We start from the raw sequence: 15,110 nt of genomic DNA, 5'->3' as shown, positions 1-15,110 counted from the left end.
AGATTTTAGATTCTAATTAAAGAATCAATCTTCATTTTTTATTTAATATTTATTTTAAATTCAATTCAAAGTTCAGAAATCTAAAATCAGAAATCTAAACTCTAAAACAATTAATAGTTCCCAGAATAACCTTTCATAATTCCTCGAGAAGAATTTCTGATAAAATCAAGAATTTCGTCTCTTTCAGGAGTAGCTTCCATTTCAGCTTCAATAATACTTAAAGCTTGCGTTGTATTGTAATTTTTTTGGTATAAAATTCTGTAGATTTCCTGAATTTCTCTAATCTTTTCAGTACTAAATCCCCTTCTTCTTAAACCAACAGAGTTAATTCCAACATAGGACAATGGTTCTTTTGCTGCTTTTGTAAAAGGAGGAACATCTTTTCTAACCAAAGATCCACCAGAAATCATAGCATGATCACCAATATGAATAAATTGGTGAATTGCAGCTAAACCACCAATAACAGCATGATTCCCTACAACTACGTGACCAGCTAAAGCAACACCATTAACGATAATTGCATTATTTCCAATTTCACAGTCGTGCGCAATGTGAGCATAAGCCATTACTAGGCAATTATTTCCAATTACAGTCTGTCCAGAAGCAATTGTTCCTCTATTAATAGTTACACATTCTCTGATAGTACAATTATCACCGATAATTGCGAGAGAATCTTCACCGCCAAATTTTAAATCTTGTGGCACAGCTGAAATTACCGCTCCTGGAAAAATATTACAATTTTTTCCAATTCGAGCGCCTTCCATAATGGTCACGTTTGAACCAATCCAAGTACCATCACCAATAACAACATTATTGTGAATTGTTGTAAATGGTTCGATTACAACATTTTTAGCGATTTTAGCGCCAGGATGAACATATGCTAATGGTTGATTCATCTGTATGTTTTATATTTTTAATTAAAATATTCTAATTTGAGGCAACAAACCTAAACAATAAATTTGATAATTTATTATTGTTTTCTTGCAATTTGTGCCATTAATTCTGCCTCAGTTACTAATTTACCATTTGCATAAGCGTTTGCCTGCATATGACAAATTCCTCTTCTGATAGGAGAAATCAATTCGCATTTGAAAATTAATGTATCTCCTGGCAATACTTTATGTTTAAACTTAACGTTGTCAATCTTCATAAAGTATGTTAAGTAATTTTCTGGATCTGGAACTGTACTTAATACTAAGATTCCACCAGTTTGTGCCATTGCTTCTACAATTAAAACCCCCGGCATAACTGGAGCTTCCGGAAAGTGTCCTACAAAGAAATTCTCGTTCATAGTAACATTTTTCAAACCAACCACATGACGATCAGACATTTCAATAATTCTATCAATCAACAAAAATGGAGGTCTGTGAGGAAGCATCGCCATAATTTTATGAATATCCATCAATGGTTCTTGATGTAAATCATAAGTAGGAACATGATTTCTCTGTTCTATTTTGATAATTTTAGCCAGTTTTTTTGCAAATTGAGTATTTACAAAGTGCCCTGGTTTGTTGGCAATAATTTTTCCTTGAATACGAACGCCAATTAAAGATAAATCTCCAATAACATCAAGTAATTTGTGTCTTGCCGCTTCGTTCGGATAGTGTAATGTAAGGTTATCTAAAACACCATTTGGTTTTACAGAAATTTCATCTTTGCCAAATGCTTTTTTAAGATTCTCCATTGTAGATTCAGAGATTTCTTTGTCTACATATACGATTGCATTGTTTAAATCGCCACCTTTAATTAGACCATGTTCTAATAATGATTCTAATTCGTGTAAGAAACTAAAAGTTCTAGAACTTGCTATTTCTTCTTTAAAATCTGATAAACTTTTTAAAGTTGCATTTTGAGTACCTAAAACTTTAGTACCAAAATCAACCATTGCTGTAACTTGATATTCATCGCTTGGCATAACCAAGATTTCGCTTCCTGTAGCTTCGTCTGTAAATGAAATCACTTCCTTTACAACATAAACATTACGCTGTGCATCTTGTTCTTCAATACCTGCTTTTTCAATAGCTTCAACAAAATATTTTGATGAACCATCCATAATTGGAAGTTCAGAGGCATTCAATTCAATAATAATATTATCCAAATCGCAGCCAACTACTGCAGCTAAAACGTGTTCAGGTGTTTGAATTTTCACTCCTAATTTCTCAAGATTTGTTCCTCTTTGAGTATTAACAACATAATTAGCATCAGCTTCAATGACTGGTTGACCTTGCAAATCTACTCTTACAAAAGTGAAACCATTATTAACGGGAGCAGGTTTAAAAGTCATTGTAACTTCTTTTCCAGTATGCAATCCAACTCCTGTTAGTGAAATTTCATTTTTGATGGTCTTCTGTTTAACCATTATTTCCATTTTTTGGGTTTATTATTTGTTTTTTTAATTCTTGAACTTCGGCCACTATCTTAGGAAGATTTTTAAAGTGAACATACGATTTGTTAAATTCAGTATATCCAAGAGAAGGCGTTCCTTGTAAAACTTCATCATCCTTTATGTTTCTAGCAACTCCAGACTGAGCCTGAAGTCTAACATTATTTCCAATAGTCAAATGACCTGCGATACCTACCTGTCCACCAATCATACAATTCTCGCCTATTTTTGTAGAACCAGCTACACCACTTTGAGCGGCAATAACAGTATTTTTCCCTATTTCTACATTATGAGCAATCATAATCTGATTATCCAACTTAACTCCTTTTCTAATTATCGTAGATCCAAGAGTAGCTCTGTCAATAGTTGTATTTGCACCAATATCAACATTATCTTCAATAATAACATTACCAATTTGAGGTACTTTACTGTATTCTCCATTTTCATTCGGTGCAAAACCGAAACCATCTGCACCAATTATCACTCCTGAATGAACAGTACAATTGTTGCCAATTACAGTTTCTGAATAAATTTTAGCACCAGCAAAAATGAAGACATTATCACCAATGACAACATTGTCTCCAATAAAGCTGTTTGGGTAAATCTTCACATTGTCACCTAAGACTACATTCTGTCCGATATAGCTGAAACTTCCTAAATATAGATTTTCACCATATTTAGTTCCCTCAGACATAAAAGACTGTGGTTCGATACCTGTTTTGTTTAGTTTTACCTGATTATAAAAGTGTAAAAGTTTAGAAAATGCGGCATAAGCATCTTCTACTTTTATTAAAGTAGTAGTAATTTCCTGTTCGGGAATAAAGCTGTCATTAACAATTGTTACTGTCGCTTTTGTAGTATATATGTAATTGATATACTTTGGATTAGCTAAAAAAGTAAGCGATCCCTCTTCGCCTTCTTCGATTTTAGAAAGCTTAGAAACCTCTGCATTGAGATTCCCAACAACTTCTCCTTCTAAAATTCCTGCTATTTGTTCTGCTGTAAATTTCATCGCGACAAAAATATAAAAAATAGGTTTTAAATGTTAATTTTAGATTAGTTGTTTTGGGAAACAGATATAATATTTTGTTACCAATTTAGATAACGATTTCAAATTCAGCTGGTCAGAAGCTTCTACAACATCTTCAATTGTTTTATCTTTTTTCAAAATTCGGATAGGTTCTGCTTCTTTACTGTACGCTTGATTTTTAATTTTTCCTCTAAAAATAAAATATCCTGCATCTACAGCCGAGATTTGATGCGCTTCTGCAAATTCTTCTTTCAAAGATTGAGATTCTTCCATCGGAATCTTTTCTGCACTCAACTTAATCTTTAACAAATCTCTATTAATAATCATTTTACTTAAAGTAGAAAGTATAAAATCACTATGTCTCTGCCATGCTTTTAAGGCGCTTATAATATCAAAATCATCTAATTGAGAAAACAAATCCAGCTTTTCGGCATCAAAATCTTCCAATGTAATTTTATTGTGCATAAAATACGAAAGCGGTTCACTGCAAGGTAATTTAACTCCTTTTAAAGTCAATTCTTTCGCTCTTTTTAAAACTTTCATCAGAATTAATTCGGCAACTAAACTGGTTTTATGCAAATAAGCCTGCCAATACATTAATCTTCTGGAAAGCAAAAATTTCTCTACTGAATAAATTCCTTTTTCTTCAATAACCAAAACATCGTTCTCCACATTCATCATCTGAATCAAACGTTCAGAATTCACATTTCCTTCTGCGACTCCTGTGTAAAAACTATCCCGTTTTAAGTAATCCATTCGATCCATATCCAATTGACTTGAAATCAATTGCAACATGAATTTTCTATGATATTCCCCTTTAAAAACCTGAATAGCCAAACTTAATTTCCCATCAAATTCCTCATTCAACTGATTCATGAATAATAAGGAAATAGCTTCGTGATGCACATCTTCCACAATACTTTTTTCCATTGCATGAGAAAATGGTCCGTGTCCAATATCGTGAAGTAAAATCGCGATTAATAAAGCATTTTCTTCTTCTTCAGAAATTACAACATCTTTAAAACGAAGCGTATCAATCGCTTTTTTCATCAAATGCATACATCCTAACGCGTGATGAAAACGAGTATGGTTTGCGCCTGGATACACCAAATACGATAATCCCATTTGAGAAATTCTACGTAAACGTTGAAAATACGGATGCTGAATTAAATCGTAAACCAGCTCATTCGGAATCGTTATAAAACCATATATAGGATCGTTGAATATTTTAAGTTTGTTGATATGAGTCACTAGTGCGATATTTTTTAGGTCAACAAATATAAGTAAATAAGTATAAAGAGATTGGTGTTTTTTATTTAAAAATGAAAGTCGAAATTATGATGATTATCAATAAAATAGATTAAAAAATGTTAAAATTTAAATTTAATTCATAGTTCAGCTTTAGTAATTTTATACTATTTTTAATAGTTTTTAAGTTCTATTACTTTTAAATTGCAGTAATAAATTAATTTGTTTTATGGATAAGATCAAAATACTTTGGGTCGATGATGAAATCGATCTTTTAAAGCCCCACATATTATTTCTAGAAAAGAAAAATTACGAAGTTACCACTTGTAACAATGGTCTTGATGCCATTGCGTTATTTGAAGAAGATAATTTCGATATTGTTTTTCTGGATGAAAACATGCCCGGAATGAGCGGTTTGGAAACCCTTTCTGAAATGAAAGAAAAAAAATCAGCCATTCCCATGATTATGATTACCAAAAGTGAGGAAGAATATATTATGGAAGAAGCCATAGGTTCTAAAATCGCCGATTATTTAATTAAACCGGTTAATCCGAATCAGATTCTATTAAGCTTAAAGAAAAATCTGGATGATTCAAGGTTAATTACTGAAAAAACTACTTTAGATTATCAAAAGGAATTCAGAAAAATTGCAATGGAATTAGCAATGGTTAATTCTTATGAAGATTGGATCGAGTTGTATAAAAAATTATTGTTCTGGGAATTAAAACTCGAAGATATCAATGACACTGCGATGATCGAAATTCTGGAATCTCAAAAAGTAGAAGCCAATTCGCAATTTGGAAAATTCATTGAACGAAATTATGAAGATTGGTTCGCACCAAAAGCAGATAAACCTATACAGTCTCATACTTTATTTAAAGAATTAGTAGTTCCTGAACTTAAAAAGAAAGACAAACCAGTTCTTTTTGTTGTAATTGACAATCTGAGATACGATCAATGGAAATCCTTTGAAAGTGTAGTATCAAATTATTACAAATTAGAGAAAGAAGTTCCTTATTATTCTATCCTACCAACCGCTACGCAATACGCCCGAAATTCAATTTTCTCAGGTTTAATGCCGGTTGAAATGGAAAAACAATTTCCTCAATACTGGAAAAATGATGTGGAAGATGGAGGGAAAAATCTTTATGAAGCAGAATTTCTTTCAGCGCAATTAAAGCGTTTAGGCTTAAATATTAAGGAAGATTATTTTAAAATCACGAATTATTCTGGAGGTAAAAAGTTAGCCGAGAACTTTAAAGCTTTAAAAGGAAACGACTTAGTTACGGTAGTTTACAATTTTGTCGACATGCTCTCGCACGCTAAAACAGAAATGGAAGTCGTAAAAGAATTAGCATCAGACGACAAAGCATATCGTTCGCTGACATTAAGCTGGTTTAAAAATTCCCCACTATTAGAAATCATTCAGCAGGCACAGCTTTTAGGATTCAAATTAATCCTGACAACTGACCACGGAACAATAAATGTAAAAAATCCGTCGAAAGTTGTGGGAGATAAAAATACAAGTCTAAATTTGCGTTACAAAACAGGGCGTAGTTTGACATACGAACAAAAAGATGTATACGTAGTGAAAGAACCTAAAACAATTGGTCTTCCAGCTATAAATATGAGTAGTTCGTTTATTTTTGCTAAAAATGATTTTTTCTTAGCCTATGTAAACAACTACAACCATTATGTGAGTTATTATAAAAACACGTACCAGCATGGCGGAATTTCATTAGAAGAAATGATTATTCCGTTTTTGGTATTTAATCCGAAATAAAAATTTATCGCCACGAATTTCACGAATTGACACTAATTTAAATTTAAAAGAAAAAAATAATTCGTGAAATTCGCGGCAAAAATAAAACATACAATGAACATCGTTTTTTCATTAGATCAAATTCAAGAAGTTGCACAGCAGATTATAGATTCAAATCCTAAAAAAATCATTCTTTTTAATGGAGAAATGGGGGTTGGAAAAACTACTTTAATTAAGGAGTTATGCAAAACTTTAGGAGTTGAAGATGCAACCAGCAGTCCAACATTTTCATTAGTAAATGAGTATTATGCTGTTAACAATCAAATTGTATATCACTTTGATTTTTATCGATTGAATAAAGAAACCGAGGCTCTAGATATGGGTGTCGACGATTATTTATATTCAGGAAATTGGTGTTTTATTGAATGGTCGGAAAAAATAGCAAGTTTGATTCCAGAAGAACATTCTACTATTAACATCGAATTGCTAGCTGACGGAAAAAGAGAATTGAATCTGAATTAACATCATGTCAGAAGAACATAATCACAATTGTATTGATTTTGATGATTTAATGAATAACATTAAAATCAATATTGAAAAATATGGCCTGCAAGTTATAATCATAGAAGCGACTGATTATTTACCTTCATTTGCTTACAGTATTGGACTTTGGCAAAAATACAATCATCCAGAAATTATTTGTTTTGGATTGTCAAAATCTCTTTTACATGAAATTATAAATGATGTTGCCGAAATAGTCAAGCAAAATGAAAAAATTACCGAAAAGAAAAATTACTCAAACATTTTTGAACATAGCAGATCTGAATTCCTAAAAGTTCATCCAAAAAATATTCAAGACTATTTTGGTAGTGCAATTAATTACTACGAGAAAGAAGATTTTACCGCCTTGCAATTGGTTTGGACAGATCGAAATGATAAATTTCCTTGGGAGGAAAATTTCGAAGAAGAATTTCTTTACAAGCAACCTTTGTTAGACAGAAACATCGATTTCAAATTTAACGAACCTAAAAACCTTACTGCTTTCACAACTAGACAATGGTTAGATACAGAAAAACCAATCATTAGGGTTGTACACGACGAAGATGGAGATTGGCAGTTTTTGACAGATGACGAAATTTCAACCGAAAATATCATCATTGTTGCTTTAGAACAAATAATCTTAAAAGATAAAACACTTAACAAACTCTTTGACCTTAATTATGGAGAAGAAGCAGAAAGAAAATTCATTGGAGACGAATGGGTGAGAAATAAAGTTGAATATGACAATGAAGAATAATAAAATATCTTAACATTCCCATTTACAGTATTAGCAGAATTTTTGCATTAATTTTAAAACTTTTTACGTAATTTGTACCTTTAATTTTTCGCACTATCCATGTCAATTACCTTAACTCCGTTTACAAAACAACAATTAATACCTCAGGAAGAAAAACTTGAGGTTGGTCGTTTTAAAAGAGAACTATTTATTGGAATTCCAAAGGAAACAAGTTACCAGGAGCGCCGTATCTGCCTTACACCGGATGCCGTAAATTCCTTAACTTACGAAGGACACCGCGTTATGATTGAGTCTGGAGCTGGAGAAAGTTCAAGTTACACAGACAAGGAATACGCAGATGCCGGAGCAGAAATTACAAAAGACACTAAAAGAGTTTTTGGCTGTCCGTTTTTATTAAAAGTAGAACCGCCTACATTGGCAGAAATCGAAATGATAAATCCAGAAACGGTTATTATTTCTGCTATTCAGCTTAAAACTAAAAAGAAAGAATACTTTGAAGCTTTAGCAAAAAAGAAAATCACTGCCCTAGCTTTTGAATATATTAAAGATGAAGACGGATCTTATCCTGCCGTAAAATCGCTAAGCGAAATTGCTGGAACTGCTTCTATCTTAATCGCAGCCGAATTAATGATTACAAATGAATTTGGGAAAGGACTTTTATTTGGAAACATAACTGGCGTTCCTCCTACTGAAGTCGTAATTCTTGGCGCAGGAACTGTTGGCGAATTTGCTGCAAAAACCGCAATTGGATTAGGCGCCAATGTAAAAGTTTTTGATAATTCGATTACTAAACTTCGTCGTCTACAGAATAATTTAAGCCAACGAATTTTCACTTCAACCATACAGCAAAAAGGTCTTTTAAAAGCATTAAGACGTTGTGATGTTGCCATTGGAGCCATGCGCGGAAAAGAAAGATGCCCTATCGTAGTGAGCGAAACTATGGTAGAACACATGAAAAAAGGAGCTGTAATTGTAGACGTCAGTATTGATACTGGAGGATGTTTTGAAACTTCAGAAGTTACAACTCACGAAAAACCAACTTTTATAAAAAATAACGTTTTGCACTATTGTGTACCTAATATACCTTCTCGTTATTCCAAAACTGCTTCATTATCAATAAGTAACATCTTAACACCTTATCTTCATCAGATAGCCGAAGATGGTGGTTTAGAGAGTGCGATAAGATGCAACAAAGGACTTAAAAATGGAATTTATCTTTATCACGGAATCCTAACAAATAAAGCTATTGGCGATTGGTTTGATTTACCTGATAACGATATTAATTTACTTGTATTCTAAAGGAACTTTAATGTACCTTTGCAAAAAAAATATTTCATGAAGTTCGTACACCGTTTTGCATATTACCTAATCGGCCTAATTATGGGTTGCTTTTTTGTAGCCCTTGTTTTTAGTGGAAAAGATACTCGCTGCAACTACTTTCCAAATGCTCGAGTTTTAAATAATCTTCGAACAAAACCATTTCAATATTCCGATAAAGCAGTTCAAACTTTAAGCGAAAAATGGGTTGACACTGCTGATGTCAAAAATACTTTAACTTACGGAGATGTAGATTTTGATAAAAGTAATGTTCCGTTCAATAAAGGAAAGCTTTATATTATCGAAGGAAAAACAGTAAAAAATCAGGAAATTATTCTAAAGGTGGTTAATTACGAAAATAAAGCTGTTTTAGAAGAAATTATAAAAAAATAATTTTTCTGTCATTTCGACTGAAAGGAAAAATCGCACTAGAATTTCCGCAAAGTAAAATTCAATCTTTGTAGAGCTTTTAGTGCGATTTTTCCTTTCAGTCGAAATGACAAAATTGAGAAAAAAAGCTAAGTTTTTCCCTTTGCCCTTTTGTTACTCTGTAACTTTTCAACTTAAAAAAATTACCATTCAATTTCTTTCAATCCTTTCGACTTTAAGAATTCATTGGTCTGACTAAAATGTTTATTTCCGAACCAAAATCCTCTATTCGCACTTAAAGGCGAAGGATGTCCAGATTTTAAAATATGATGTTTTGAAGCATCAATCAAAGCTGCTTTCTTTTGAGCAAAACCACCCCAAAGCAAAAAAACAACATTTTCAGATTCCGATGAAATTTGTTTGATTACAGCATCTGTAAATTTTTCCCAGCCTTTTCCCTGATGGCTTCCGGCTTCAGATTGTCTTACGGTTAAAGTCGCGTTCAAAAGAAAAACTCCTTGATCAGCCCAACGCTCCAAGTTTCCGTTTTTGGGCAATGGCTTACCCAAATCGGTTTCGATTTCTCTAAAAATATTATATAATGAAGGTGGAAATGGAATTCCGTCACTAACAGAAAAACACAATCCGTTAGCCTGGTTTGGGCCATGATACGGATCTTGCCCAATAATTACCACTTTTACCTGATCAAAATGACAATGGTCAAAAGCCGAGAAAATCTGATTTCCTTTCGGATAACAAACTTTTGTTGCGTATTCTGTTTTTACAAAATCTATTAAGGTATTGAAATATGGTTTTTCAAATTCTTCACTTAAAACCGGCTTCCAAGAAGAATGCATTTTTACGTCCATAACTTTTTTTTTTTGCGAATTTCAGGAATTAATACTAAAAATCATATTTATGCAGACATAAATTTAGATTTCAATCATAATGTTTTTGTACTTTTGCGTTTACTTTCATAAAGTTATTAAATGATCAGTATTACCGAAAAAACGCTACAAGACTTACAATTTCCAACCGTTCTAGAAACCATTTCAGATGGATGTAACACCGATATTGGAAAAGAAAAAGCTTTACAAATAAAACCATTTAGAGATAAAGAAGAATTAATGCAATCCCTGATGCAGACATCAGAATATGTATCTTCTTTTCAAAATAATAACGCCATTCCAAATCACGGATTTGATGCGATTTCTCATGAAATAAAATTTCTAGCCATTGAAGATAGTTTTCTTGAAGTTGGAAGTTTTAGAAAAATTGCGAATCTTTCTGCAACAACAAATGTATTATTGAATTTCTTAAAAAAATTCGATGACTATTACCCAAATCTTAATGCAAGAGCTTCAAGAGTAGAATTGACAAAAGACATCATTTCTGCAATTGATGCCATTGTAGACAAATATGGAGAAATAAAAGACAATGCCTCTCCTGCTTTGGCTGGTATTCGACAGAATATGAATCTGGTTCGTGGTAAGGTAAATCAGAGTTTTGGTGTTGCGCTTACACAATATAATGGTTTAGGATATCTGGACGATATTAAAGAAAGCTTTGTTCAGAACCGTAGAGTTTTAGCAGTTTTAGCAATGTATCGTCGTAAAGTAAAAGGCTCAATTTTAGGAAGTTCTAAAACTGGAAGTATTGCTTACATAGAACCAGAAGCTACTTTAAAATATTCTAGAGAACTTGCAAATCTTGAATATGAAGAAAAAGAAGAAATTACAAGAATTTTAAAAAATCTATCGAATGTAATTCGTCCTTATCTTCCTCTATTAATTGAATATCAGGATTTTTTAAGTGACATAGATGTCGTTGCCGGAAAAGCAAAATATGCAAATCGCATAAATGGAATTTTGCCAACAATTACAGAAGAAAGAAGGTTGTTCTTTAGAGAAGCCTATCATCCAATTTTATATCTGAACAACAAACAGAAAAAAGAAGTTACACATCCTCAAACTATTGAGCTAAAACAAGAAAACCGAATTATTGTTATTTCGGGACCAAATGCAGGAGGTAAAACCATTTCCTTAAAGACTGTTGGTTTATTACAGTTAATGCTGCAATCCGGAATCTTAATTCCTGTTCATGAAAGAAGTGAAACTTTCTTGTTTGATAGAATTTTAACTGATATCGGAGATAATCAATCTATTGAAAATCATTTAAGTACATATTCATATCGTTTAAAAAACATGAATTACTTTTTAAAGAAATGTAATCGAAAAACCATGTTTTTAATTGATGAATTTGGTACAGGTTCTGATCCTGAATTAGGAGGTGCTTTGGCAGAAATTTTTCTTGAAGAATTTTATCATCGAGAGGCTTTCGGGATTATCACAACACATTATTCCAATTTAAAAATTCTGGCAAACGAATTGCCATACGCGACAAATGCCAATATGATGTTTGACGAAAAATCTCTTGAACCCATGTACAAGTTGGCTTTAGGTCAGGCAGGAAGTTCATTTACATTTGAGGTTGCTCAAAAAAATGGAATTCCATTTGGATTGATCAATCGTGCAAAAAAGAAAATCGAAGTTGGAAAAGTTCGTTTTGACAAAACCATTGCTACTCTTCAAAAAGAACGTTCGAAACTGGAAAAAACTTCTTTGAATTTGAAAGAAGAAGAAACGCGTGCTCGTGAAGAAAGCAAAAAAATGGAAAATATCAATACTAAAATCCAGCAAAAATTAGAAAGCTATCAGGAATTATATGACAGTAATCAAAAAATAATTTACATTGGACAAAAAATTGATGATATAGCAGAAAAATATTTTAACAATAAAAACAAAAAAGAACTTATTGGTGAATTTTTGAAAATTGTTGAAATTGAAAATTCCAAACGAAAAAAAGCTACACCAAAAGAAACAAAAGCAAAAGTTGAAAAACAAAAAGAAATTATTGCTGAAGTAACTGTAAAAGTAGAAGAAATTCGAAAAGAGAAAAAAGAAAAAAAACTAAAACCAGTTATCGAAAAGCCAAAACCAATTTTAAAAGTTGGTGACCGGGTAAGAATGCTGGATGGAAGATCTGTTGGGAGTATTGATTCGATAGAAAAAAACAAAGCAACAGTAAATTATGGAATCTTTACTTCCAAAGTAAGTCTGGACGAATTAGAATTAGTTGAAGCTGTTAAAAAATAAAGTTTTCAGCCGCAACTGCAATTTTTAGTCTAAAAAATACTAAAAATTCGACAAAATTAAAATAAAGCGATTTAAGAAACGATAATAAAAAGAACAATAAAGCAAGGTCAATATTTTTTTAAAACGCATTAAAATCAATTTATAAAAGCCGATTTTAATATGTAAAATTTATTAAAAATTAAAATTTAATAGATTTTAAAAATAATATATCTACAAACTGTTTTTTTACCCATTTTATTACTTTTTTACACGTATGAAAACTTTAAAATATTAAATCTAAAATTCTGTTTTTAATGGAAAGTCTTCCAAAAGATAAAAAAATAATTCTTTTTGATGGAGTTTGTAATCTATGTGATTCTGCTGTGCAGTTTATTATTAAGCATGATAAAAAAGATGTTTTCAGATTTGTGGCATTGCAATCAGAATTAGGTATTAAAATTTGTAAACACTTGGGAATTGGTTTTTCAAAAATGGACAGTATTATTTTATACAATCCCGGAACTGCTTATTTTTACAAATCTTCAGCTGTAATTGAAATTGCTAAAAATTTTGGCAGTTTTTGGAAATTACTTTTGATCTTCAGAATTGTACCCATTTTTATTAGTGATAGAATTTATAATTATGTTGCAAAGAACAGATACAACTGGTATGGTAAAAAAGAAAGCTGCATGATTCCTACTCCGGAATTGAAATCCAAGTTTTTGTAGAAAATTCCAATTCTAAAATTCCAATTTAGTATAATTCAAACAAAAAATCCCAAACTCCGATAAATTTGGAATTTGGGATTTTTAAGAATTAGAAATTAACTAAACTTATCTAATCAATTTTCTGTATTTAATACGTTTTGGAGTTAAGTCACCACCAAGACGTTTCTTTTTATTTTCTTCATATTCCGTAAAACTTCCTTCAAAGAAATAAACTTCAGAATCTCCTTCAAAAGCTAAAATGTGCGTACAGATTCTATCTAAGAACCATCTGTCGTGAGAAATAATTACAGCACAACCAGCGAAATTTTCCAAACCTTCCTCTAATGCACGAAGTGTATTTACGTCAAGGTCATTCGTAGGCTCATCCAGTAAAAGTACGTTTCCTTCTTCTTTCAAAGTCATCGCCAAGTGTAAACGGTTACGCTCCCCACCAGATAACATGGATACTTTTTTGTTTTGCTCTCCACCACCAAAGTTGAAACGTGATAAGTAAGCTCTTGAGTTTACTTGCTTTCCTCCCATCATGATCAATTCTTGACCATCAGCAAAGTTTTCCCAAATCGATTTATTTGGATCAATATTGGCGTGAGACTGATCTACGTAAGCAATTTTTACTGTTTCACCAACCGTAAATTCACCGCTGTCAGTAGCTTGCTCTCCCATAATCATTTTGAAAATAGTAGACTTACCAGCACCGTTTGGCCCGATGATTCCAACAATACCCGCTTGTGGTAAAGTAAAGTTCAAATTATCATATAATAATTTATCACCAAAAGCTTTAGCTACATTTTTAGCTTCGATAACATTTGTTCCTAAACGAGGTCCATTCGGGATATAGATCTCTAGATTTTCATCTAGTTGTTTTTGATCTTCATTTAATAATTTATCGTAATTCTGTAAACGGGCTTTTTGTTTTGTCTGACGACCTTTTGCACCTTGACGAACCCACTCCAACTCACGCTCTAAAGTTTTTCTACGTTTTGAAGCTACTTTTTCTTCCTGAGCCATACGGTTTGATTTTTGATCTAACCAAGAAGAATAGTTCCCTTTCCATGGAATACCTTCTCCTCTATCTAGTTCCAAAATCCATCCTGCAACGTTATCTAAGAAATAACGGTCGTGCGTTACAGCAATTACAGTTCCTGAATATTGTGCTAAATGTTGCTCCAACCAAAGAACTGACTCAGCATCTAAGTGGTTGGTAGGCTCATCTAAAAGCAATACATCTGGTTGTTGCAATAACAAACGACACAAAGCTACACGACGACGCTCACCTCCTGAAAGATTTTTAATTGGCGTATCGCCATCTGGAGTACGCAACGCATCCATTGCAATTTCAAGTTTGGTATCGATTTCCCAAGCACCAAGAGCGTCGATTTTATCTTGCAATGCCGCTTGACGATCCATTAATTTATCCATTTTATCTGGATCTGAATAATTTTCTTCAAGACCAAATAAATCATTGATTTGGTTGTATTCTTCTAAAACTGCCATAGTTTCTGCAGCTCCTTCACGAACAATTTCGATAACGGTTTTAGAATCATCAAGAATTGGTTCCTGCTCTAAATAACCTACAGTGTAACCTGGCTGAAAAACTACATCGCCCTGGTAATTTTTATCAACTCCTGCTATAATTTTTAAAAGAGAAGATTTTCCAGAACCATTAAGACCTAAAATACCAATTTTTGCTCCATAAAAGAAACTCAAATAAATATTTTTAAGTACTGGTTTGTCTGCTCCTTGATAGGTTTTACTCAATTTTTGCATTGAGAAAATTACTTTCTTATCGTCTGACATTTTTTATTTTTAATTTTAATTATTTACTTTTTTATTGATATTGCA

13 protein-coding genes are annotated in these 15,110 nt (G+C 32.2%); 7 read left to right on the top strand and 6 right to left on the bottom strand.

Annotated elements, in window-relative coordinates; translation table 11 throughout:
* Positions 1 to 110: 110 nt before the first annotated feature.
* The 4 genes from lpxA to P2W65_RS17645 form a co-directional block, all read right to left on the bottom strand.
* Positions 111 to 896 carry an acyl-ACP--UDP-N-acetylglucosamine O-acyltransferase gene (lpxA, locus tag P2W65_RS17660; RefSeq protein ID WP_095951251.1) on the bottom strand — a complete coding sequence of 262 codons (786 nt, stop codon included), beginning with the start codon at positions 894 to 896 and terminating at the stop codon, positions 111 to 113.
* Between the two features lie 74 nt (positions 897 to 970).
* On the bottom strand, positions 971 to 2,359 hold the full coding sequence (locus P2W65_RS17655) for a bifunctional UDP-3-O-[3-hydroxymyristoyl] N-acetylglucosamine deacetylase/3-hydroxyacyl-ACP dehydratase (protein ID WP_289659650.1): 1,389 nt from the start codon (positions 2,357 to 2,359) through the stop codon (positions 971 to 973).
* On the bottom strand, positions 2,352 to 3,395 hold the full coding sequence (gene lpxD / locus P2W65_RS17650) for a UDP-3-O-(3-hydroxymyristoyl)glucosamine N-acyltransferase (RefSeq protein ID WP_289659648.1): 1,044 nt from the start codon (positions 3,393 to 3,395) through the stop codon (positions 2,352 to 2,354). Before lpxD ends, P2W65_RS17655 begins: the two co-directional genes overlap by 8 nt.
* Before the next feature lie 39 nt (positions 3,396 to 3,434).
* Positions 3,435 to 4,664, bottom strand: a complete 1,230-nt coding sequence (locus tag P2W65_RS17645; RefSeq protein WP_289659646.1) for an HD domain-containing protein — start codon at positions 4,662 to 4,664, stop codon at positions 3,435 to 3,437.
* A gap of 226 nt (positions 4,665 to 4,890) precedes the next feature.
* Here P2W65_RS17645 and porX point away from each other — a divergent pair, with 226 nt between their 5' ends.
* The 5 genes from porX (at position 4,891) to P2W65_RS17620 (ending at position 9,430) form a co-directional block, all read left to right on the top strand.
* Positions 4,891 to 6,444: a T9SS response regulator signal transducer PorX gene (porX, locus tag P2W65_RS17640; RefSeq protein ID WP_179004594.1), complete on the top strand. Its 1,554-nt coding sequence runs from the start codon at positions 4,891 to 4,893 to the stop codon at positions 6,442 to 6,444.
* A 93-nt stretch (positions 6,445 to 6,537) separates the two neighbouring features.
* On the top strand, positions 6,538 to 6,945 hold the full coding sequence (tsaE, locus tag P2W65_RS17635; RefSeq protein WP_289659643.1) for a tRNA (adenosine(37)-N6)-threonylcarbamoyltransferase complex ATPase subunit type 1 TsaE: 408 nt from the start codon (positions 6,538 to 6,540) through the stop codon (positions 6,943 to 6,945).
* 4 nt (positions 6,946 to 6,949) lie between these two features.
* Positions 6,950 to 7,720, top strand: coding sequence for a DUF4262 domain-containing protein (locus P2W65_RS17630; RefSeq protein WP_179004598.1), 771 nt, complete (start codon positions 6,950 to 6,952; stop codon positions 7,718 to 7,720).
* Positions 7,721 to 7,819: 99 nt separating this feature from the next.
* Positions 7,820 to 9,019, top strand: coding sequence for an alanine dehydrogenase (locus P2W65_RS17625; protein WP_179004600.1), 1,200 nt, complete (start codon positions 7,820 to 7,822; stop codon positions 9,017 to 9,019).
* Between the two features lie 36 nt (positions 9,020 to 9,055).
* Positions 9,056 to 9,430: a DUF4258 domain-containing protein gene (locus P2W65_RS17620; RefSeq protein WP_289659638.1), complete on the top strand. Its 375-nt coding sequence runs from the start codon at positions 9,056 to 9,058 to the stop codon at positions 9,428 to 9,430.
* 179 nt (positions 9,431 to 9,609) lie between these two features.
* Here P2W65_RS17620 and P2W65_RS17615 read toward each other — a convergent pair whose 3' ends face one another.
* Entirely contained in the window at positions 9,610 to 10,275 is a 666-nt protein-coding gene (locus P2W65_RS17615) for a uracil-DNA glycosylase (RefSeq protein WP_289659636.1), read from the bottom strand.
* 120 nt (positions 10,276 to 10,395) lie between these two features.
* Here P2W65_RS17615 and P2W65_RS17610 point away from each other — a divergent pair, with 120 nt between their 5' ends.
* Together P2W65_RS17610 and P2W65_RS17605 are read left to right on the top strand one after the other, a co-directional pair.
* On the top strand, positions 10,396 to 12,561 hold the full coding sequence (locus tag P2W65_RS17610; RefSeq protein WP_289659634.1) for an endonuclease MutS2: 2,166 nt from the start codon (positions 10,396 to 10,398) through the stop codon (positions 12,559 to 12,561).
* Between the two features lie 293 nt (positions 12,562 to 12,854).
* A complete protein-coding gene (locus P2W65_RS17605) occupies positions 12,855 to 13,268 on the top strand; it encodes a thiol-disulfide oxidoreductase DCC family protein (RefSeq protein WP_289659632.1) in 414 nt (137 codons plus the stop codon).
* 105 nt (positions 13,269 to 13,373) lie between these two features.
* Here the strand turns inward: P2W65_RS17605 and ettA are convergent, their stop codons facing one another.
* Positions 13,374 to 15,065: an energy-dependent translational throttle protein EttA gene (gene ettA / locus P2W65_RS17600; RefSeq protein ID WP_109193367.1), complete on the bottom strand. Its 1,692-nt coding sequence runs from the start codon at positions 15,063 to 15,065 to the stop codon at positions 13,374 to 13,376.
* Between the last annotated feature and the right edge of the window lie 45 nt (positions 15,066 to 15,110).

This window comes from Flavobacterium panacagri (assembly GCF_030378165.1).
Taxonomy (GTDB): Bacteria; Bacteroidota; Bacteroidia; order Flavobacteriales; family Flavobacteriaceae; genus Flavobacterium; species Flavobacterium panacagri.
Note: the sequence above shows the minus strand (reverse complement) of the source record. Positions and strands in the feature narration are given on the sequence as shown.